Source organism: Brachyspira hampsonii (genome assembly GCF_001746205.1).
Lineage (GTDB): Bacteria > Spirochaetota > Brachyspiria > Brachyspirales > Brachyspiraceae > Brachyspira > Brachyspira hampsonii_B.
Genome location: NZ_MDCO01000012.1, coordinates 653331 through 675531 on the forward strand (window position 1 = coordinate 653331; position 22201 = coordinate 675531).

Annotated in this window: 19 protein-coding genes; 15 read left to right on the forward strand and 4 right to left on the reverse strand. The window is 27.1% G+C overall.

The features are described 5' to 3' along the window. The first annotated feature begins 302 nt into the window (after positions 1-302). From BFL38_RS11880 to hpt, 4 genes are all read left to right on the forward strand, one after another. Positions 303-1448 carry an acyl-CoA dehydrogenase gene (locus BFL38_RS11880; RefSeq protein ID WP_069727231.1) on the forward strand — a complete coding sequence of 382 codons (1146 nt, stop codon included), beginning with the start codon at positions 303-305 and terminating at the stop codon, positions 1446-1448. 42 nt (positions 1449-1490) lie between these two features. Continuing rightward, positions 1491-2276, forward strand: coding sequence for an electron transfer flavoprotein subunit beta/FixA family protein (locus BFL38_RS11885; RefSeq protein ID WP_069727232.1), 786 nt, complete (start codon positions 1491-1493; stop codon positions 2274-2276). A 39-nt stretch (positions 2277-2315) separates the two neighbouring features. After that, positions 2316-3335 (forward strand): electron transfer flavoprotein subunit alpha/FixB family protein, encoded by a 1020-nt coding sequence (locus BFL38_RS11890; protein WP_069727233.1) that lies wholly within the window; start codon positions 2316-2318, stop codon positions 3333-3335. A 201-nt stretch (positions 3336-3536) separates the two neighbouring features. Continuing rightward, the gene (gene hpt / locus BFL38_RS11895; protein WP_069727234.1) at positions 3537-4067 is read left to right on the forward strand and encodes a hypoxanthine phosphoribosyltransferase; all 531 of its coding nucleotides are present in this window, start codon (positions 3537-3539) and stop codon (positions 4065-4067) included. A gap of 597 nt (positions 4068-4664) precedes the next feature. Here hpt and BFL38_RS11900 read toward each other — a convergent pair. Then, positions 4665-5036 (reverse strand): hypothetical protein, encoded by a 372-nt coding sequence (locus BFL38_RS11900; protein ID WP_069727235.1) that lies wholly within the window; start codon positions 5034-5036, stop codon positions 4665-4667. 490 nt (positions 5037-5526) lie between these two features. On the opposite strand from BFL38_RS11900, the gene BFL38_RS11905 reads away from it, so the two are divergent. Then, the gene (locus BFL38_RS11905; RefSeq protein ID WP_069727236.1) at positions 5527-6975 is read left to right on the forward strand and encodes a nucleoside-diphosphate sugar epimerase/dehydratase; all 1449 of its coding nucleotides are present in this window, start codon (positions 5527-5529) and stop codon (positions 6973-6975) included. 461 nt (positions 6976-7436) lie between these two features. Here BFL38_RS11905 and lepA read toward each other — a convergent pair whose 3' ends face one another. After that, the gene (gene lepA / locus BFL38_RS11910) at positions 7437-9248 is read right to left on the reverse strand and encodes a translation elongation factor 4 (protein WP_069727237.1); all 1812 of its coding nucleotides are present in this window, start codon (positions 9246-9248) and stop codon (positions 7437-7439) included. A 192-nt stretch (positions 9249-9440) separates the two neighbouring features. Between lepA and BFL38_RS11915 the strand changes: the two genes are divergently transcribed. From BFL38_RS11915 to BFL38_RS11955, 9 genes are all read left to right on the forward strand, one after another. Next, positions 9441-10202 carry a transporter substrate-binding domain-containing protein gene (locus BFL38_RS11915; protein ID WP_069727238.1) on the forward strand — a complete coding sequence of 254 codons (762 nt, stop codon included), beginning with the start codon at positions 9441-9443 and terminating at the stop codon, positions 10200-10202. 88 nt (positions 10203-10290) lie between these two features. Continuing rightward, entirely contained in the window at positions 10291-11049 is a 759-nt protein-coding gene (locus tag BFL38_RS11920; RefSeq protein WP_069727239.1) for a transporter substrate-binding domain-containing protein, read from the forward strand. 280 nt (positions 11050-11329) lie between these two features. Beyond that, positions 11330-11752, forward strand: coding sequence for a PTS sugar transporter subunit IIA (locus BFL38_RS11925; protein WP_069727240.1), 423 nt, complete (start codon positions 11330-11332; stop codon positions 11750-11752). Between the two features lie 57 nt (positions 11753-11809). Beyond that, positions 11810-12595, forward strand: coding sequence for an MgtC/SapB family protein (locus BFL38_RS11930; protein WP_069727241.1), 786 nt, complete (start codon positions 11810-11812; stop codon positions 12593-12595). Continuing rightward, positions 12592-13467: a hypothetical protein gene (locus tag BFL38_RS11935; protein ID WP_069727242.1), complete on the forward strand. Its 876-nt coding sequence runs from the start codon at positions 12592-12594 to the stop codon at positions 13465-13467. The genes BFL38_RS11930 and BFL38_RS11935 overlap by 4 nt, the downstream gene beginning before the upstream one ends. A 463-nt stretch (positions 13468-13930) precedes the next feature. Continuing rightward, entirely contained in the window at positions 13931-16789 is a 2859-nt protein-coding gene (locus tag BFL38_RS11940) for a chromosome segregation SMC family protein (protein ID WP_069727243.1), read from the forward strand. A gap of 552 nt (positions 16790-17341) precedes the next feature. Beyond that, positions 17342-17506: an Imm17 family immunity protein gene (locus tag BFL38_RS11945; protein WP_438357079.1), complete on the forward strand. Its 165-nt coding sequence runs from the start codon at positions 17342-17344 to the stop codon at positions 17504-17506. Positions 17507-17512: 6 nt separating this feature from the next. Beyond that, positions 17513-18226 (forward strand): uracil-DNA glycosylase family protein, encoded by a 714-nt coding sequence (locus BFL38_RS11950; protein WP_069727245.1) that lies wholly within the window; start codon positions 17513-17515, stop codon positions 18224-18226. A 76-nt stretch (positions 18227-18302) separates the two neighbouring features. Further along, positions 18303-19409 (forward strand): ankyrin repeat domain-containing protein, encoded by a 1107-nt coding sequence (locus BFL38_RS11955; protein WP_069727246.1) that lies wholly within the window; start codon positions 18303-18305, stop codon positions 19407-19409. Between the two features lie 52 nt (positions 19410-19461). On the opposite strand, the gene BFL38_RS11960 is transcribed toward BFL38_RS11955, so the two are convergent. Next, on the reverse strand, positions 19462-20484 hold the full coding sequence (locus BFL38_RS11960) for a hypothetical protein (protein ID WP_069727247.1): 1023 nt from the start codon (positions 20482-20484) through the stop codon (positions 19462-19464). A 16-nt stretch (positions 20485-20500) separates the two neighbouring features. After that, positions 20501-21163 (reverse strand): redox-sensing transcriptional repressor Rex, encoded by a 663-nt coding sequence (locus BFL38_RS11965; RefSeq protein ID WP_069727248.1) that lies wholly within the window; start codon positions 21161-21163, stop codon positions 20501-20503. 262 nt (positions 21164-21425) lie between these two features. Here BFL38_RS11965 and BFL38_RS11970 point away from each other — a divergent pair, with 262 nt between their 5' ends. Further along, positions 21426-22157 carry an NAD-dependent deacylase gene (locus BFL38_RS11970; RefSeq protein WP_069727249.1) on the forward strand — a complete coding sequence of 244 codons (732 nt, stop codon included), beginning with the start codon at positions 21426-21428 and terminating at the stop codon, positions 22155-22157. The last annotated feature ends 44 nt before the right edge of the window (positions 22158-22201 follow it).

Genomic DNA, 22201 nt, shown 5'->3' on the forward strand with positions numbered 1-22201 from the left:
AAATAACTACATAAGTATATCAAACTGTTCAAATTCAATACTCTATATATAATTGTATATATAAAAAAGTTCTATCACTTTATTAATCTGAGATTAGCATTATAAAAAACTTGGAAAAACTGAGAAAATATAATAATATTATAATACATTATTTACTATTTTTTTGTGTTTTTAGTTTTAATATCAAAGAAAAAGTTATTTTTTATCATATTATATCTTATTATATTATGTTTATGATTTGATTTTTAATAAAAAATATATTATATTTTACTTAAAGATTATTAGTAGGAGGATTTTAGAGAATGGAATTTAATTTGTCTAAAACACATCAACTTTTCAGACAAATGATCAGAGAATTTGCTGAAAAAGAAGTAAAACCTTTAGCTGCAGAAGTTGACGAGGAAGAAAGATTCCCTGTTGAAACTGTAAAAAAAATGGCTGAAATAGGACTTATGGGAATACCTATTCCTAAAGAATACGGCGGAGCAGGCGGAGATAACATAATGTATGCTATGGCTGTTGAAGAATTATCAAGAGTTTGCGGTACTACAGGTGTTATTCTTTCTGCTCACACTTCTCTTGGAACTTGGCCTATATTACAATTCGGTACTGATGCTCAAAAACAAAAATATATCCCTAAACTAGCTAGCGGAGAATGGTTAGGTGCATTCGGACTTACTGAACCAAATGCTGGTACTGATGCTGCAGGTCAGCAAACAACTGCTGTATTAGATGAAGCTACTCAAGAATGGGTTCTTAATGGTTCAAAAATATTCATCACAAACTCTGGATATGCAAATGTATATGTTATATTTGCTATGACTGATAAATCTAAAGGATTAAAAGGTATTTCTGCTTTCATCGTAGAATCAACTGCTCCTGGATTTTCTATAGGTAAAAAAGAAAAAAAATTAGGTATTAGAGGTTCTGCTACTTGCGAATTAATATTTGAAAATGCAAGAATACCAAAAGACAATCTATTAGGAGAATTAGGCAAAGGATTTAAAATTGCTATGATGACGCTTGACGGAGGAAGAATAGGTATTGCTTCTCAGGCATTGGGTATTGCTCAAGGTGCTCTTGATGAAACTGTAGCTTATGTAAAAGAAAGAAAACAGTTCGGAAGAACTATAGCTAATTTCCAAAACACTCAATTCCAATTAGCTAACCTTGAAGTAAAAGTAGAAGCTTCAAGACTTCTGGTGTACAAAGCAGCTTGGAGAGAAAGCAATCATCTTCCATATTCTGTAGATGCAGCAAGAGCTAAACTATTCGCAGCTGAAACTGCAATGGAAGTTACAACTAAAGCTGTTCAGCTTCATGGCGGATACGGATATACTAGAGAATATCCTGTTGAAAGAATGATGAGAGACGCTAAGATTACAGAAATCTATGAAGGTACTTCAGAAGTTCAAAGAATGGTAATAGCAGGAAGCCTTTTAAAATAAGATAATTAGTTTAGTAAATAAAATATTTATGGAGGAATAGAAATGAAAATAGTAGTTTGTGTAAAACAGGTTCCAGATACAACTGAAATTAGACTAGACCCTGTTAAAGGTACATTAATAAGAGATGGTGTTCCTAGTATAATGAACCCTGACGATAAAGGCGGATTAGAAGAAGCTTTAAAATTAAAAGATAAATATGGTGCTCATGTTACAGTAATAACAATGGGGCCTCCTCAAGCTGAAGCTATATTAAGAGAGGCTCTTGCTATGGGAGCAGACAGAGCTATTCTTATAACTGATAGAAAATTCGGCGGTGCTGATACTTTAGCTACTTCTAATACATTAGCAGCTGCTTTAAGAACTTTAGAATATGATCTTATTATCTCTGGAAGACAAGCTATAGACGGTGATACTGCTCAAGTTGGTCCGCAAACAGCTGAACACCTAGAAATACCTCAGATTTCTTATGCTAAAGAAATACAATATAATGAAGCTGATAAATCATTAACTGTAAAAAGAATGGTAGAAGACGGATACTATTTGTTAAATGTTCAATTACCTGCTCTAATTACTGTATTATCAGAAGCTAACAGCCCTAGATATATGAGAGTTAAAGGAATAGTAGAGGCTTATGATAAAGAAGTTGAAATATGGTCTTCTGAAACTATAAAAATTGATCCTTCATTAATAGGACTTCCTGGATCTCCTACTAAAGTAAAAAAATCATTTACTAAAGGAGCTAAACAAGCTGGTAAAGTATTTGAAGTTGATACTAAAGAAGCTGTTAATATCATAATTGAAAAATTAAAAGAAAAATTTGTTATTTAATTTTAATTAACAAAGAACCTTAGAAAAAGGAGATAGATAATGAATTTAAGTGATTATAAAGGAATATTAGTATTTGCAGAGCAAAGAGACGGTGTAATTCAAAACGTAGGTTTAGAATTAATCGGAGAAGCAAAAAAACTTGCTGTTAAATTAAATTCACCTGTAACAGTGGCTTTAATAGGATATAAAGTAGAAGGTTTAGCTCAAACTTTGGTTGAATATGGTGCTGATAAAGTAGTAATTGTTGACAATGAACTTTTAAAACAGTACGATACTGAAGCTTATGCTCAGGCATTATCAGCAATAATAAATGCTAAAAAACCGGAAATAGTATTATTAGGTGCAACTACTTTAGGAAGAGACTTAGCTCCTAGAGTATCTTCAAGACTTGCTACAGGTCTTACTGCTGACTGTACAAAATTAGAAATAGATGATGAAACTAAAGTATTCGGAATGACTAGACCTGCATTCGGCGGTAACTTGATGGCTACTATTGTATGTCCAGATCATAGACCGCAAATGGCTACTGTAAGACCTGGGGTTATGCAGAAATTACCTAAAGAAGAAGGAAAAAAAGGTGAAGTTGAAGTATTACCTTTAACAATAGACGCTTCTAAAATGAAAGTTAAAATCTTAGATATAGTAAAAGAAACTTCTAAAAAAATTGATATTACAGAAGCTAAGATATTGGTATCTGGCGGTAGAGGTGTAGGTTCTAAAGAAAACTTCAAGAATCTTGAAGCTGTAGCTTCTAAAATCGGTGCAACAGTTTCCGGTTCAAGAGCTGCTGTAGATGCTGGATATATAGAGCAGGCTAGACAAGTAGGTCAAACAGGTAAAACAGTAAGACCTAATATATACTTCGCTTGCGGTATCTCTGGAGCTATTCAGCACATGGCTGGTATGGAAGAATCAGAATACATCATTGCTATAAACAAAGATAAAGATGCTCCTATGTTTGGAATAGCTGATTTAGGTATAGTAGGTGATGTGAATAAAGTGCTTCCTCTATTAGCTGAAGAATTAGCAAAAGCAATAGAAGCTAAAAAAGCTAAGTAAGTAAATAAGTTAGATTATTATTTATTTTATTAAAAATAGAGCCAATGGATAAAATCGATTATCTATTGGCTCTATAATTATATATAGATTTTATTTTTTGTTAAATATTCTATTATTAAAAAAATGCATAGTATAAATATATTTTTAATTAAATCATTATTTATATACGATAATGTATAAAAAATTAATAAGGAATAATTCATGAAAAAAGATGATCATATATCAAAAATACTTATATCAGAAGAAGATATAAATAATAAAGTTAAAGAATTAGCAGAAGAAATCTCTAATGATCTTAAAAATAAAGAAAATATACCATGCATTATAGGACTTTTAAAAGGTTCATTTATATTTATTGCTGATTTATCAAGATATATTGATGTACCTGTAGAGATTGATTTTATGATAGTATCAAGTTATGGAAACAATAAAATAGGTTCTGAAATTAAAATACTTAAAGATGTTGATATACCTCTAACCGGAAGAGATGTTATCATAGTAGAAGATATCATAGACACAGGATATACTTTAGAGAAAATATGCGAAGTATTAAAAACTAGAAATCCAGCCTCCCTTAAAATATGCACACTTCTAAACAAGCCTTCAAGAAGAAAAGTTGACATCAAAATAGACTATAATGGTTTTGATATAGAAGATGAGTTTGTAGTAGGTTACGGAATTGACTATGCTCAGAAATATAGAAATCTTCCGTACATTGGAGTAGTTGAATAACCGCACGCATAATAAAACTAAAAATATAAACTTATTTGAAATTCAAATTTCATTATATTATAAATTTTGCTTACCGTGCGTTAAATAAATTTTAAATATAATAAAAACTTGGGTGGGTGCTAATAGATGTTATTTGAATCACAAAACAGTATCAAACTAAAATCCAAAGTAAAATAACAAACTCTAAAGGGTGGGGAATGAGAATAATTTTTTTTGCTTTATCCTAATTCCCACCCTATAGGCTTTTTAATTTATTTTCAGATTTAAATTTTTTACTTCTTCATAATCTAATTATAATTTTTTAGATGCCCACCCTAGTGTTATTTAAATTTGATGTATAATTACCGCACGCATAATGAAACTAAAAATATAAACTTATTTAAATTCAAATTTTTTATTATATTATAAATTTTGCTTACCGTGCGTTAAATAAATTTTAAATATAATAAAAACTTGGCGGGGACTAAATAAATCTCAAAACTAAATTATTAAAAATATAATATTAATAAAAATTAAATACCTAACTAATTATTTAACTAGTTAGGTATTTTTATATTAACTAAATTTCTATATTATTAATTTTATAAAAATAAAAAATTATTGTTGTTGTTTTGTAACATATTGTTTTGGGTCTTCAGGATATAACACATTTGAAATTTCTGCTGCAGTTTCTGAAGTGAATTTTATCTGTATTTTGTATGTAGTACCTTCTATAATAATTGTAACAATATATGTATCTCCGCTTCCTTCTACCTGAGTTGTTGCATCTTGTCCAAAAACTAGACTTCCGTCACTGTTAACAATAAAAGCTGTACTACTGTCGCTGTCTGTATAAACCCAAGTACCGGCATATTTAGAATCTATTTTAGCATTACCGCCTGAACCTGTTTTATCCTTATTAGAACAGTTTACAGATAAGATACCTGCTAAAAATAAAGTAAAAAGAATGGAAAATAGTTTTTTGTTCATATTAGAACTCCTTGTGTAAATTATAATTTTTATAAAAAACATTGTTTAAAATGCTTTTATCATAGCAAAAAAATATTCTCAAAAAATTAAGAAAATATGTAATAATAAAATTTATGTAGTTTTTTATTATTTCTGATTGTTTTTTGATTGAATGATATAAATAGAGTTTTAAAATTATTTGCAATACAAATCTTGACTTAAAATAATATAAAGAAAAATATATTTTTTTAGAATTGTTATAATTTTTATATGATATTAAATTTTTTGAAAAATTTAAATTATTTGTCGAGTGTACTATCTAATGAAGTAAATATTATTTACATAGTAATATTATAAAATATCAAATTATTAATGTCAATATTTTATTTACAATTTATTTTTTAATAAAAACTTTTTCTAAAATAGACAATATATAATAAAATCCTTGTATAATAAGCAAAAAAAATATATACTATAACCCTATTTATATATGTATTTTAGGTTTGAAGTAATGAACAGAAAAAATATAGTTATAATAGGAGCAGGAAATGCCGGTGAGACTCTTGCATCTGAAATACTCACTTCTGATGATAATAACGAATATAATATACTTTGCTTTTTAGATGATGATGAAAATAAGAGACAAGTAAATATTAAAAACCATTCTATAAAAGTAAAAGGAAAAGTAAAAGACATAGAAAATATTATAAAAGAATATAAAAATGAAAATGTAGATATAGAAGAAATTATTATAGCAATACCTACGCTTAAACAAAAAGAACTTCTTGAAATATTAAATATTATATATCCCACAGGAATAAGATATAAAATACTTCCATGTTTTTTTGAAATAATAAAGGGAAATGCTTCTATAAAAGATATTAGAAACCTTGAGCCTTCTGACTTGCTTGGAAGAGAAGAGATTGGTTTTGATGAAAAAGAAATATCATCATACTATAAAAATAAAATAATATTAGTTACAGGCGGAGGAGGCTCTATCGGAAGCGAACTTGTAAGGCAATTAATTACACTTCCTGTAAAAAAAGTTATGGCTTTAGATAATTCTGAAAATGCAATTCATAATCTTATAATGTCTTTAAATGACAGAAACAATGAAAAACATAAACACAAATTCATGTATATAATATCAAATGTACGAGACTATGTTAAAGTTGATAAAATCTTGAAAGAAGAAAAGCCAGATATAATTTTTCATGCAGCTGCCCATAAACATCTTCCTTTTATGGAAAGCTATCCTGAAGAAGCGATTAAAAATAATATACTAGCAACAGAAAATATAGCAACCCTTGCTATTAAAAATAATATCAAAAACTTTGTATTCATATCAACAGATAAAGCAGTTCGTCCTACTTCGCTAATGGGAGCAAGCAAAAGAATATGCGAAAGAATGATAATGTCATTGTCGCATGAACAAAATAATACTGCATTCAAAATAACAAGATTTGGAAATGTTTTAGGCAGCAGCGGAAGTGTTATACCTGTATTTGAAAAGCAGATTAGAGAAGGCAAAGCATTAACAGTTACTCACCCTGAAATGGTAAGATTTTTTATGTCTATAAGGGAAGCTGCAAGACTTGTAATTAAAGCATGTACTTTGAATGACGGTATAATATTTACTTTGGATATGGGAAAGCCTGTTAAGATTTTAGACTTGGCTAGAAACATGCTGAAAATGTACGGACTTACTGAAAAAGATATTCCTATAATTTTTACAGGGATTAGAGAAGGAGAAAAACTTTACGAAGAAATCTTAATGGACGATGAAACATTAATACCTTCTCAATATAAAAAATTATTCATAGCAAAAGATCCTGTTAAATGTTTAACTCCGGAAGAGAGAAAAATTATGATTGATGCATTTGATATAGCATCGCTTGATGCAGACAAAGAAACAATAAAAATGCTTATGCATAAATATATAGAAGAATATACCGGATAATTTTATTTATTAATAAATTAGATGCTCATATATTCAAATACCGCACGGTTAGCAAAATTTAAAATATAAAAAATATTTAAATTGCAATTTAAACAGTAAACAAAAAATCATATACCGTGCGTTAAATTTAATTATAACTTAGGCGTGCATTAACTTTTCAGTATTAGTTTTAAAAAAATAAAGATATAAAATTTTAAAATATAAAAGGCTAGGTATGTAATTAAAGTTTTAAATTTATTTACACTCCCCACCCTCTATGCTTTATAATTTTTATTTGAAATTTATATTTTTTATATTCTTATTATTATATTAGACATTAAAGCACCCGCCCAAGTTTTTTTTAATTTTTGAATTTTATTCACCGCACGATTTGTGAAACCTAAAATGTAGAAAATATTAAAATCATAATTTCAATAATAAATAAGAATCTATCTACCGTGCGTTATAAATTGACTCTAAAATTATTTATTGTTGTCATCAGTTTTTAGTACGCTTATGAATGCATCCTGAGGTATCTCTACACTTCCAATAGCTTTCATTCGTTTTTTACCTTCTTTTTGTTTTTCAAGAAGTTTTCTTTTTCTTGTGATGTCGCCTCCATAACATTTAGCTGTAACATTTTTCCTTAAAGCACTAATATTTTCACGAGCGATAATCCTTCCGCCTATTGCTGCCTGTAACGGAATCTGAAACATATGTTTTGGAATGAGATGTTTTAATTTTTCTATGATTTGTCTTCCTCTGCTTTCGGCATTGCTTCTATGTGCCATAAATGATAAAGCATCTACTACTTCTCCATGAACAAGTATATCTATCTTTTCTATTTGGCTTTCTCTGAAGTCTGAAAAATCATAGTCAAATGAAGCATATCCTCTTGATATTGATTTTAATTTATCGTAAAAGTCATACACTACTTCTATTAAAGGCAAGTCAAATTTTATTTCTGCTCTTTTATCATCTAAATAATTTAATGATGTCTGCGTACCTCTTCTGTCTATACAAAGAGATATAATATTACCTAAATAATCGGTAGGCACTATTATAAGAGCATTTATAAAAGGCTCATAACATTTTTCTATATACTGTGCTGTAGGAAAATCTGCAGGGTTATCAATAATTTTCTCTTCGCCGTTTGTGAGTTTTAATTTTACCTCTACAGAAGGGCTGGTTATTACTAGATTGAGATTAAACTCTCTTTCAAGTCTCTCCTGCACAATCTCTAAATGTAAAAGTCCTAAAAATCCGCATCTGTATCCAAAGCCCAAAGCTATAGAACGTTCTGGCTCATACACTAAAGAAGCATCATTTAATTTTAATTTTTCTAATGCCTTTTGAAGACTTGTATAATCTTCATCTTCAGCTGGAAAGATACCAGCAAATACCATAGGCAGAACTTCTTTATATCCTATTAAAGGCTCATCAGAAGGATTTTCTTCAAGTGTTATAGTATCTCCTATTTTTATGTCAGATATATTTTTAATGCCCGCAATAATGTATCCTACTTCTCCGCTTTTAAGTTCATTAGCTGATTTAAGCCCAAGCAAAAGGGTACCGCATTCTTCAACTTCGTACTCTGCTTTAGTTTCCATTAAAAGAAGTTTATCATTCTTTTTTATAGAGCCGTCAAATATTCTCACTATCATAACAGCACCGCGGAAAGGATCATAATAAGAATCAAATATTAAAGCTCTAGTTTTTTTATTAGTATTATCTTTTGGGGAAGGTATCATCTTAACAACTGCTTCAAGTATTTCATCAATACCTATATCATTTTTAGCACTTGCAAGCACAACATCATCTTTATTAACACCGAACTCTTTTTCCATCTGTTCTTTACAAAGCTCAATATTGGCAGCAGGTAAATCTATTTTATTAATAACAGGCACAATCTCCAAATTATTTTCAAAAGCAAGATAAAAGTTAGAAATAGTCTGAGCTTCTACTCCTTGAGCAGCATCCACCACTAATATAGCACCCTCGCATGCAGCAAGTGAACGGGAAACCTCATAATTAAAGTCAACATGACCTGGTGTATCTATCAGATTAAGAGTATATACTTCTCCGTCTTTAGCCTGATATGAAAGTTTTACAGCTTGGCTTTTTATAGTTATTCCTCTCTCTCTTTCTATATCCATAGAGTCTAATATTTGAGCTTTCATCTCTCTGCTTGATACTGCTTTGGTATGCTCTATAATTCTGTCAGCTAATGTGCTTTTGCCATGGTCAACATGTGCTATAATACAAAAATTTCTAATTTTTTCAGCGTATGACATTTATTAAAATATATCCTTATTATTAAAATTGATTGATATTAAAAATATTATGCTTTTCTATTAATGATATATTATAATATAGTAAGTGTGTTTTTGCAAATAATTTTCTTTATTGCTTTTATATACAAAATACATATTGACTTTTTAATTATTTTTTATATTTTTTAAATAAAGCGTATGTTTTATTTAAAAATGAAGAAAGTAATAATTTTTATATTATTTGCTCTAATTTCTTTTTTAGCCTGCAATAATAATTCTAATATAAGCAAAACAATAAATAATAATTATTCTAATAATACTACTGTAAAGGTTGGAATATATGTTTATGATTATCCTCTTCTTTATTTAAGAAATAATAACTTAGGAGGATTCGATTATGATATAATGAATGAAATAGCCAAAGCATCAGGTTTTAGGGTTGAGTTTATATCCATGGAATTTTCAAAACTTATACCTCAATTGCAGTTGAGTAATGTAGATGCTATTATAGCGGGAATAAGTATAACAGAAGAGCGAAAAAAATATATTTCTTTTTCTGATAAATATTATAGTTCATCTCAAAGTATTATAGTTCTTAGTAAGAATAATCATATAAAAATATTTGATGATTTGCTTGGTAAAAGTGTTGGTGTTATAAAAGATACAATTTCAGATACTATTATTTCATCATCTAATAATATAAATGTTATAAAATTTGATATAGCAGGCAGTTCTTTACTCGCATTAAAAGTAGAAAAAATAGATGCTGTTATGCTTGACAGAGTTACATGCAATAATTATATTAAATATGATAATGATCTTAAAATAATTGAAGAGATAACATTTCCAGAACTTGATTATGGTATCGCTGTGAGAAAAGATGATTATACTTTACTGCAAAAAATTAATAATGGACTGAATACTATAATATATAATGGAATCTACCAAAAATTAGTTGATAAACATTTACAATAATACTGCTTAATAATAAACGGCTTGACTTTTTTATATATACATATTAATTTATTATTAATTAGACTATATTTAATTTTAGGAAATAAAAGTGAAAAAAATTATATTAATTATATTAATGATTTTATCATTATCATGTAAAAAATCTAATGAGAATATTTATTTTAAAAAAGATTTTTCCTCAAACCAATACATCAATGTAGGAATATATGTTTACGATTATCCTTTTGGATATATGTCTAATGGAAATATTGGCGGATTTGATTATGATTTAGTTAATGAAATATCAAAAATATCCGGCTCAAATATGATTTTTTTTCCTATGCGTTTTGAAGAACTTATGCCCGCTTTGGAATCTAAAAAAATAGATATGATTATAGCAGGAATGAGTGTAACAGAAGAGCGAAAAAAATATCTTACATTTTCTGATAAATACTATACATCAAGTCAGGCTGTATTGGTAAGGATAGATAATGAATCAATACAAAAAGAAGAAGATTTGATAGGCAAAAAAGTAGGTGTTATAAGAGACACTGTAGCCGATAATATGATCTCGGAAAAAGAAGGAATAGAAATAGAAAGATTCGACACAGGAAGCAGTATAATACTCTCATTAAAAGTTGGAAATATGGATGCCGCCATTTTTGATAAAGAAACATGTAATCATTTTCTTAGGTATGATAAAAGTATAAAACTTGTCAATACTATAGAATACCCTCAAGAAGATTATGCTATAGCATTTAGAAAAGAAGAAAATATCTTTATAGATGAAGTAAACAATGCCATATCACAAATAATGACTAATGGATTTTATGAACTATTAATACAAAAGCATTTAGGTACTAATTGATACATAATACTTGCTTCAAAATTACTTGTCAAGATTGTATATAAAATTTTCGTAATTTATCAATTATAAAAACAGTGTGCAGCAAGACTGTGATTATCTGAAATTATAAATAAAAATAGTTTTGGAACAAGTATATAATAAAATATTTAATCTCTATGTAAAATTACTATATACAAAATGCTTTATAAGTAAATTTTTTTCTAATTAAATTTGAATAATATAAAACAATTATTATATTTATAATATATAAAGTAATAAACTGTGAATGGGAGTATTGATTATGAAACCTAATTTAATATTAATGGGTCATGGCAATTTAGCATCCACATTTATTGAATCGGCAAAGATGATATTAGGTAATTTATCAGATTATGATGTAATAAATTTGCAGGCGGATGATACCTTTGATCATATAGAAAGTAAGTTAAAAGAATTATTAGAAAAATATAAAAATAACCAAGTTTTAATAATGACAGATCTATACGGAGGAACCCCTTTTAATATAGCGAGCAGGTTTTATAGAAAAAATGACAATATTTGTTTAATAAGCGGAATGAACTTAGACATGGTATTGGAATATTTTTCTTCAGATCTTGATTATAATATAAAAAAATTCATAGATGAAATTATAAGTGTTTCAAAAGATTCTATAGCATTGTATTCCAAAAATGAATATGAAATATATGCTGATATAGATTTATAAACTTTAATTATTGGTGTTTTTTTCGATAATATTAATATTTATTATTGGATATTATTTATGTTTACAGAATATATTAGGCATGCCTTAGGAAACTTTAGCATTTTAGAGATAACAACAAGAATATTAGTAGCATATATTATGGGTATTTTTATAGGCTGGGAAAGAGAACAGCATAAAAAACCAATAGGAAGCAGAACCACAAGTATAGTTTGTATGGGAGCAGCACTTTTATCCTGCTATGAAGATGTATTTGCAAGTGCTATAATATTAGAAAATACTGAACTAGCTAAATTAGGAACAGCAGTCTTAAGCAAAGTACCAGATTATAACAGAATATCGGCACAAATAGTTTCAGGAATCGGTTTTTTAGGGGCTGGAATGATCATACAAAATAGAGGAAAACTTCATGGTATAACAACTGCCGCCATAGTTTGGGTTACTGCATGTATAGGAATAGTAATAGGATCAGGACAATGGGTGCTGTCTGCTATAGGATGCATATGTATATTTTTAAGCACTTCCATATATAGATTTTTTATACCATATTATATATCAAATAAAAAAAGGGCTATAGTATATTTAATAGAACATTCTTCGAAAATAGATTTTGAAACTGAATTAAGCGAATTTGGGATCAGACTTATTAATTTAGAGATAGTTGGATGGAAAGAAAATACTAATAAAAGTACACCTAATATTATTAGTAAAATAAATATATTTGTGCCTCAATTAGATTATAAAAATATAGAAAATATTTTTATAAGTTTAAATATAAAGCCTTTAAAAATGCTGCACAACATGAAAGAAAAGATTGACTTTAATAGTATTGAAAAATTATTATGAATATAGATGTATGTATAGAAAATCTAAAAATAGATAATTATTATGTAAAAGAGAAAATAGTACGAATATCACCTATAACTATATTTTCTAATAAAGATATTAATTTAGTTAATTTAATTTGGTATATAAATAATTTCCATTTTTTTGATTTCTATAAAATAAATGACTATGAATTATTATCTATAAGTAAAATAATAAGTGCAATAATGGAAAATGATAAATATAATGGAAATATTGATAATGATACTATATTAGAATGTATTGACTTTCTAAATATAATATTAGAATACTCAAAAAAAGAAGCCATTTCAAAAATATTTAAAAAACACGATAATACTGATATAGAAAAAATTTATTTAAAACTAAATTATGATGCTGAAATTAATATTAATTCATTCTTTGAGTCGGACAATATAATTAATATTATTTTCACATACAAACAAAAAAGTTTTTCATCAAAAGTTCTTTTCAGCAGAAAGATTGATATTTTTTTTATGGTTCTTGAAAACATATTTAAGATATTGATTAATAACAACATATTAAATACTTTATATATACATGATTTTAAGAATATTGATTTAGTAAATGCTGATAAAAAAAATATGCCTGAAATGGATTTTATATTTAAATTAAATGAAATATCTCAAAAAGAGGATATAAAAAAAATAAATAATAAATTGGATTTAATAAAAACATTTATAAAGTATTATAATCATAATATTATAATAAATTATTTTGATGATAATGAGATATTAGATATAATTTTAAATAATTTTAATAAAAGAAATTTTATATTAGTAACTGATAATAAAGAAAGATTACATAGTTTAATTCAAGAACAAGAATTAACGCACGGTAAACAATATTTATAATAAAATAAAATTTGAATTGCAAATATATTTATATTTGTAGCTTTATTCTGCGTGCGGAGCCGAAAGCAATAAATTTAAAAAAATCTTGGGTGGGCAGCTAAAAATTCTAATTAAATAAAAAAGAAAAATAAAAATGACTATTACAAATAAAAGTTATAAGGCTAAAGGGTGGGAAAATGTAATTAGTTTTTAAACTTAAATTATATACCCATATGCCAATTATAATTTATCTCTCCTTAATATTTTCTATATGCATTTGAACAGCTTAAAGAAAAATTAATATTTTATTATAACAAAATTATGATAATCTTCATATTTACTATGCATTATACCGAAAATGATAACGGACATTACTATACAAAAACAAATTTACAGTGTTTTTATACATTATAGATTAAATTAATTGATTATTTTTTAATAGAATTGTATAATTATTAAATATACACTTAATATAGGAAAAGAGATGTACATAAAGAATCTTAATTTGCACGGATTCAAATCATTTGCCATAGAAACAAATATAGAATTTAATGAAGGTGTTACTGTAGTGCTTGGACCAAATGGAATAGGTAAAAGCAATATAGTAGAAGCTTTCCTATGGGTTATGGGTGAACAGTCCGCAAGCAGATTAAGAATAGACAGTTCCAAAGGGCTTGAAAGCGTAATATTTCATGGTACGGATACTAGAAAACCATCATCTCTCGCACAGGTTGCTCTCACTTTAGATAATAAATCAAAATGGATAAAAAAATACGATACAGATGAAGTTATAGTTACAAGAAAATACTATAGAAAAGGATTGTCAGAATACTATATTAATGATGAACAGGTAAGATTAAAAGATATAGTTGATATGTTTTTGGACACTGGGCTTGGTAAAAATGCATATTCTGTTATTAAGCAGGGTACAGTTTCAGAAATAGCAAAACAGAAACCTGAAGAGAGAAGAAGTATTATAGAAAATGCTGCAGGAATAAGTAAATATCTCGAAAGAAGAAGGGAAGCTGCTAAAAAGTTAGAAGAGTCCGAAAGTAACCTTGATAATGTAAAAATAGAAATAAAGAACGCTGAAAAACATTATAAATCTCTAAAAGAACAGGCATCAAGAACTGAAAAATATTATAATCTTAAAGATGAGCAGAAAAAAATAAATATAAGTTTAAATGTTAATCAAGTAAAAAAATTAAAAATCACTTTAGAAGATCAAAATAAAAGCCTTGAAGAACATACAAATAAAAAATCGGAGTTGGAAAAAGAACTTCAGGATTTAGATAAACAGAAACAGCAGGAGCTTTTGAAATTTGAAGAAACAAGAACATTATCTATAGAACTTGATAAACAGGTTTCACTAATAATAACAGAGCTTACTCATATAGAAAAGATGTCAAATCAATTAAAAAATCAGCTTGATAATGCGGGTAAAGAAAAAGATGAAACTATTAACAGAAAAAACTCTCTTTTAAAAAGAATAGAAGAAGATAAAAATCAAATAGCCGAACTTGAAGAAGAAGTAAAAACTATAGCTGAAAATATAGAAAAATCTCTTAAAGAACAAGAAGCAGAAGAAACTAATATTGCAAATGAGCAAAATAAAATAGCTGCTCTAAATGATAAAATATCTGCCTTAACAAATGAGAATCAAAATGCTGCATTAAAAATTGCTGATGCAAGAGAAAGACAATTAGAAGTTATAAATAAAATAATCACAGAAATAGATGAAAAGAAAAAAGATGTAATGGGCAACAGCTTTTATCAAAATATAGGAAAGCATGAAAGTGATATTGATATAGGTTTTAATAATCTTCTTAATGCTATAAATATAAAGATGAACACTATAAATGAATTTGAAGAAGAGGGAGTATTATCAAATTTAAATGAACTTAGCTACAATTCATTATGCGGTTTTATAAGAAATTTAGGGGAAAGTTTAGATACAGAGAAAAAAGATGCATTATTTCTGCAATGTATATTTAAAGAGTATACCAAAATAAAAGATCCTTTTGTAGATTTGCTTTTTGACAAGGAAGGTACTTATATGCAGAAAGAAGCTATAGACAAGGAAATTGCTGATTTAGAAAGTTTTATAAAAAATAATGTAGAAAAAATTGAAGAGATAAATAATGAAATAAAAATAGCCGCAGATAATATTAATAGAGGAAATGCTAATCTCACTACCCTAACAATAGAAAGAGCAAAATACGAAACTAATAAAAAAGCATCTGAAGACAGAAAAGAAATGATATTAAAAAGTATGAAGATGATAGAAGATGAATTTGCCTCACTTAATGAAAAAATAAGCAGATTAGAAGAAGAATATAAAAAACTTAATGAAGAATATAAAGAAAACTCTATTAATTATAAAGAATTAGAAAAGAAAAAATCAAAAACAGAAAGCGAATCCAGACATAAAGCAAATGAAATAAAAAAAGCGGAATCTGCATTATCAAATTTTGAAACTAGCCTTGCTAAAAGAATTAAAAGACTTAATGAAATAAATGAAAATATAACAAGAGTTGGAGAGAGAATAAATCAAAGCAATGATAAAATAAAAGATATTTATACTCATTTCTATGAAAACTATGCTCTTAACTTAAAAGACTTTGAAGAAAATACACAGAACTTAATAGATGAAGAATCATATAAAAATAAACTAAATACTATCAATGAAAGAATAAAGAATCTCGGACATATAAATGAGATGGCACTTGATGAATATCAGGAAGCTAAAAACAGATTTGAATTTCTTACAAAACAAAAAGAAGATTTAGAAAAATCAAAAGAGGAAATATTAAAAATTATAGCCGATGCTAATAAAAAAGCCGGTGAAGATTTTCTAAAAACATTTAATGAAATAAATAAAAAATTCTCAGAAACATTTAAAATATTATTCGGCGGAGGAAATGCCGGACTTAAAATACAAAATGAAGAAGATTTATTAAATAGTCCTATAGATATATTTGCTCAGCCTCCGGGAAAGAGAATGGAAAATATTGTATCATATTCAGGAGGAGAGCTTACTATGACAGGGCTTGCTTTAGTATTTGCAATATTTCTATACCGTCCTAGTCCTTTCTGTATACTTGATGAGGTGGATGCGGCACTTGACGGAGCAAATATTATTAGATATAAAAACATGGTTAAAAACCTATCTGACAAAACTCAATTCTTAATCATTACGCATGATGAAGTATCTGCTACTATAGCCGATGCTTATTACGGAATAACTGCTGAAGAGAAAGGTGTTTCAAAAATATTTACAGTTAAAGTGGATAAAGACGGCAAGGTAAATGGAAGTGAAGAAAAGCTAGTTAATCAGGATTAATATACCGCACGCAGAATAAAACTAAAAATATAAATTTATATACTATTCGAATTTAATTATATTAAGAAATATCATTATCCGTGCGTGAACAGATTAAAAAATTAAAAATCGTTTGGGCGGGTGCTATAATTTCTGATTAGATTTTAAATATAATTAATACTAGAATTCAAATTATAATAATAAATCTTAAAGGGCGGGCAATTAAAATAAAGTTTTAAAATTATTTTCATACCCCACCATTTAGGATTTTTAATTTATTTTGCAATATTAATTCTTTATTTTTTATAATCCAATTAGAATTTTTTAGCTGCCCACCCAAGTTTTTTTAAATTAATAATACATTCACCGCACGCAGAATATAATTATAATTATTGAATATGTTATTAATCTCATTATCATTATATATAAAATTTTACTCCCCGTGCGTTATTGAAATTTAAAAATTAAATAATTTTGCTTTTATATATAAATATAATATAATTATTAACTATGGAAAGTTTAGTAAATTATATCAAAAAATGTCCATATATATTTGGAATATTAATAGGCATTATGTTTATTCTGGATGCAATTTTTAAATGGAATTGGCTTTTAAACAATAACAGCTCAAATTCCATGATAGATATATATGAAGTTCTTGGAGAGATTGGAGTTAGAATACTCACAGGAATTTTAGGACTTATAATAATAATAAGCTGTATAATTATATTTGGATAGTAAAAAATGAATATTGAAAAACATATATTTGATGATATTAATTTCTTTCCTAATAAAATGAAAATTTTAATATTAGGTACTTTTCCTGTTCCATTATATTCTAATAAAGAAAAGTTTAGTAAATTAAGCATAAAAGAGCAAAATAATGCTTGGTATTATTCAAGTAAAAGAAGTGAGTTTTGGAAAATAATTGCTGACTGCTTTGATATAGATTATAAAAATGGAAGTGATTTTATTTTTAATAAGAGCAAGAAGAAAAAAATCTTTGAAGAAAATAAAATAGGAATAGCAGATGTATTTTTAAAATGTGAGAGAAAAAATGAGAATAGTTCCAAAGACACTGATTTAATAATATTGGAATATAATAATATACTTAGCAATATTGTAACAGATGAAAATAATTATAAAGATTTAGAACTTATTATATTTACAAGCCGCTTTACAGAAAATCACTTTTTTAAAATAATTAATGATATTAAATATGGCATAGAAGAAAGCAAAGAGGCTTATCAATATTATAATTATGGAGCAAATGAAAAATGTATAAGCATTGATATAATAAATGCCATAAGAGAAAGATATTTATATGTTAATAGTTTAAGAAAGATTAAATTAGCCACAATAACTTTAAAAATAAGTCCTATAAAGGGAGTAAGTCTATATTCTACCAAGAAAGAACTTTATAAATATTATTTAAATAATACAAAAAATAAATCATAAAGCAATTAAAAATTAATATATCTTATTCCGAAATTTGATAACAGCGAAAATTCTATACTTTAAGGAAGAATTAAAAATGCGTTATTTAAGTTTTATTTTAATATTTTTAAATGCTTTTTTTGTATTATTTGCACAAACACCTAATACAGGAAGATTAGATCAGTTATTGGATTATGCTAATGCAGGAGATACTAACGGCATAAAAAGATTAATCTCTCAAGGCTCTATTTCAAATTTTATAGACTTTGGGGATAATCAGGGACATAATGCCTTAATCACAGCAGCCTCAAAAGGATATAAGGATATTGTACTTCTCCTTCTATCCCAAAATGCAAATGTTAATCTCACATGCATACATGGAAAAACAGCTTTAATTTATGCTGCCGATGCCGGATATGTTGATATAGTTTCTTATCTGCTTGCAAAAAACGCTAACCCTAATATAAAAATAAACGGCGGAACAACAGCATTACTTCAGGCTGCAGGAAAAGGATACTACAGCATAGTTGAAATGATAGTTAATGCTAATGCCGATTTAAGAATGATGGGAACTTATAGAAGCGGAAATGATGACGGAATAAATTATAATATGACTCCTTTAATGGTAGCTTCTTTTAATAATCATGATTTAATAGTAAGATTATTATTAGACAAAGGCAGTGATATTAATTATATAAATGAATATGGTGCTAATGCTTTATTCTATGCTATAGCCAGAGGAAATAATGATATTGCAAGGCTTTTATTGGAAAGAGGTGCTGATGCCAATGTAGTAGCTTCTTACGGACCTTATGGAAATATTACACCTCTTGCCTTAGCTTCTACATTAGGCTTAACAGATGTAATATCATCATTACTCATAGGAAAATCCGATATAAACTTTAAAATGCGAGACGGCAGAACAGCTTTAATATGGGCGGCTATTTCAGGAAAAAGTGATGCAGTTAATGCACTTATTATGAATAAAGCAGACTTAAATATTGCTGATAATGATGGAAAAACTGCTTTAATGTTTGCTGCCGAAAATGGCGATTATATTTCAGCAGAATATTTGATTAATGCAGGTGCTTATTTAAATACTTTAGATAAATTTAAAAAGACTGCTCTAATGTATGCTATGGAAAATGGTAATACAGAAGTTGTAGATTTACTTACCAGAGCAAGCCTAACCTATAATAAATAATGCATTATTAAAAATATATAAATAAAGGGCTGTGTAAAACAGTCCTTATTTTTTATAATTCAAATGGATAATTATACGGTTTAACATTTTCCAATTTCATCTTTACATAACTTCTAAATTTATCTCTGAATTTTTTTATAGGTATAAACCAGGCGATCTTATTTGTTATATCATTAATAAAAAAATTTAATTTATCTATATCATCTAAAATTTTTTTTATATTAACTTCCTGACCATAAAAATCTGAAGTTATTTTTTCATCCATTTTTTTATTTAATTCTAATTTTTCCAAATACTTTATTTCATTCAAATGTGTTGTTTTTAAATTAGCAAAGCGATGATTTTTATCTCTTATATGAGTAGCTTCTTCATCAAATCCAACATTTGTTATCAAATTTTGATTTGGATATATTGCCATACCGTTATTTATAATAACAGAAATAATCCAAGAATTATCCCAAACTGCATAAGGATTATTTTTTAATTCAAAAGCATTCTTTTTCCAAAACCTTTTTACCATTTCATTATCAAATCTATTTTCTATTGAATTTATTATCTTATCGTAATCATATTTAAATAAGCCTAAATCAAAATATTTCCAAGCCCTCCTCCAACTAGCCCATCCCCAAGAATTTGCTATAGAACATATATAATAAGAGTCTAATGAACCTTCATCATGTATATTATTATTTCCTATATGCATAATTCTTTCATCATCTTTATAATGCTCTAATAATTTTTCGCAAAAATAAAAAAAAGTTTCATCTGGAACTATATCATCTTCAAGTATAATTCCATCTTCTTCATTTTCAAAAAGCCAAGTAACAGCTGAAGATACTCCTTTTTCACAACCCAAATTTTCATCATGAAACAATGTTTTTATTTGACATTCCCAATCAATTTCTTTGATAACTTCTCTAGCCTCAGAACATTTTATTATATCATTTTTATTATTTATTCTAGGACCATCAGCAGCTATATATAATTTATTAGGTTTTACTATTCTTAATGAATCAATAACTTTTCTAAATTTATCCGCCCTATTAAATATAATTACAAGTACTGCTTTATTCATAAAAATTAACCTTTAATTATTTATCCGCTTTCTCTTTATTTTTTTTTCCGGAAGAATAATTAGTATCTTTCACATCGTTTATAAAGTAGAATAAAGATTCAATCTCATCAGCTATATTAACATCATTGATTATACAATCAGGTCTCTCTAAAAGTTTTATAGGAGCAAAATTTAATACTCCTTTTATACCAGCATTACATATAACATCAAACATTCTTTGAGCTTCCAAATCAGGTACAGTTAATATTGCTATCTCTATTTTATTATTAATTATGAAATCTTTTAATTCCTCTATAGGAAGTATAGGAATGGCGGCATCTCTATCTATTTTTTCAGGGTTATGGTCAAATGCTGCAACTATCTTTATAGATTCGCTTTCAAAGCCTCTGTAATTAACCAATGCTTTTCCTATTTTACCATATCCTACTAATATAATATTATGAGATATTTGTTTTCCTAATATGCTATCAATTTGCTCTAATAAATCATCTATATTATATCCGCCCTTCTTATTTCCAGATATATTAAATAATGAAAAGTCTTTTCTTACCTGAACCGAAGTTATACCTATTGCATCCCCCAAGTTATTAGAATATGCTTTTATAAATCCAAAACTCTTCATGCGTCTTAGAGCATTTTTATATTTTAATAAACGCATAATTTGTGTTCTGCTAATCATAATATATCCTTAAATTTTTTCTTCTAGTTTACTATAAAACAATATGTTATATTATAACATATTAAAGTTATCTGTCAATAAAAATATTATCATAGAATACCTATTTTATGAGAAATAAGATATGAATCAAAGAACATTAATAATATTTTTTTATATTATTGTTATTTTTTTGAAAGGATTAATAATATATAATTTTCATTTTTAAGTATTTATTTTTTATTTTGCTGGAAAAAAAATTAATTATATTATATAATAAATAATTATGACAGATTATAAATTAATAGCACAAACAATAAAAGAATCAAAATATGCAGTAGCTTTTACAGGAGCAGGCATAAGTGTTGAAAGCGGGGTACCTCCGTTCAGAGGTGAAAATGGCCTTTGGGAGAAGCATGGAAGTCAGTTCGCTGAAATATCTTATTTTATGAAGCATCAGAAAGAATCTTGGAATTCATTAAAAAAAGTTTTTTATGATCCTATTACAGATGTAAAACCTAATAAAGCTCATATAGTATTAGCAAATTTAGAAAAAATGGGGATTATGAGAAGTGTAATTACTCAAAATATTGATAATCTTCATCAGGAAGCCGGAAGTAAAATAGTATATGAACTTCATGGCACAGCTAAATATGCAGTATGTATGAAATGCAAAACAAGATATAAAATCAGTAAAGAAATACTTGCCATGGATCCGCCTTCATGTGAAAAATGCGGATCTACCTTAAAACCTGACTTTGTATTTTTTGGTGAACAGCTTCCTGCAATAGATTTTAACTCTTCAATAGAAGATGCACAAAAAAGCGACTTGTTTATTATAGTAGGTACAGGCGGTGAGGTAATGCCGGCAGCTCAAATTCCTCATATAGCTAAAAGGTCCGGAGCAAAGATTATGGAAATTAATCCTGCACCTTCCAGCTTTACTAATTCTATAGTTGATATTTATATACAAGAAAAGGCAGGTGTAGCTTTTACAGAAATAGAAAAATATTTATGATTTATAAACGAATAAAGCCTTATAGAAAAACTATAAGGCTTTAT

What these genes read in the sequence shown, in the direction of transcription:
- BFL38_RS11880 (WP_069727231.1), top strand. Translation starts at nt 303, where the DNA reads ATGGAATTTAATTTGTCTAAAACACATCAACTTTTCAGACAAATGATC.
- BFL38_RS11885 (WP_069727232.1), top strand. Translation starts at nt 1,491, where the DNA reads ATGAAAATAGTAGTTTGTGTAAAACAGGTTCCAGATACAACTGAAATT.
- BFL38_RS11890 (WP_069727233.1), top strand. Translation starts at nt 2,316, where the DNA reads ATGAATTTAAGTGATTATAAAGGAATATTAGTATTTGCAGAGCAAAGA.
- hpt (WP_069727234.1), top strand. Translation starts at nt 3,537, where the DNA reads ATGAAAAAAGATGATCATATATCAAAAATACTTATATCAGAAGAAGAT.
- BFL38_RS11900 (WP_069727235.1), bottom strand. Translation starts at nt 5,036, where the DNA reads ATGAACAAAAAACTATTTTCCATTCTTTTTACTTTATTTTTAGCAGGT.
- BFL38_RS11905 (WP_069727236.1), top strand. Translation starts at nt 5,527, where the DNA reads ATGAACAGAAAAAATATAGTTATAATAGGAGCAGGAAATGCCGGTGAG.
- lepA (WP_069727237.1), bottom strand. Translation starts at nt 9,248, where the DNA reads ATGTCATACGCTGAAAAAATTAGAAATTTTTGTATTATAGCACATGTT.
- BFL38_RS11915 (WP_069727238.1), top strand. Translation starts at nt 9,441, where the DNA reads ATGAAGAAAGTAATAATTTTTATATTATTTGCTCTAATTTCTTTTTTA.
- BFL38_RS11925 (WP_069727240.1), top strand. Translation starts at nt 11,330, where the DNA reads ATGAAACCTAATTTAATATTAATGGGTCATGGCAATTTAGCATCCACA.
- BFL38_RS11930 (WP_069727241.1), top strand. Translation starts at nt 11,810, where the DNA reads ATGTTTACAGAATATATTAGGCATGCCTTAGGAAACTTTAGCATTTTA.
- BFL38_RS11935 (WP_069727242.1), top strand. Translation starts at nt 12,592, where the DNA reads ATGAATATAGATGTATGTATAGAAAATCTAAAAATAGATAATTATTAT.
- BFL38_RS11940 (WP_069727243.1), top strand. Translation starts at nt 13,931, where the DNA reads ATGTACATAAAGAATCTTAATTTGCACGGATTCAAATCATTTGCCATA.
- BFL38_RS11945 (WP_438357079.1), top strand. Translation starts at nt 17,342, where the DNA reads ATGTTTATTCTGGATGCAATTTTTAAATGGAATTGGCTTTTAAACAAT.
- BFL38_RS11950 (WP_069727245.1), top strand. Translation starts at nt 17,513, where the DNA reads ATGAATATTGAAAAACATATATTTGATGATATTAATTTCTTTCCTAAT.
- BFL38_RS11955 (WP_069727246.1), top strand. Translation starts at nt 18,303, where the DNA reads ATGCGTTATTTAAGTTTTATTTTAATATTTTTAAATGCTTTTTTTGTA.
- BFL38_RS11960 (WP_069727247.1), bottom strand. Translation starts at nt 20,484, where the DNA reads ATGAATAAAGCAGTACTTGTAATTATATTTAATAGGGCGGATAAATTT.
- BFL38_RS11965 (WP_069727248.1), bottom strand. Translation starts at nt 21,163, where the DNA reads ATGATTAGCAGAACACAAATTATGCGTTTATTAAAATATAAAAATGCT.
- BFL38_RS11970 (WP_069727249.1), top strand. Translation starts at nt 21,426, where the DNA reads ATGACAGATTATAAATTAATAGCACAAACAATAAAAGAATCAAAATAT.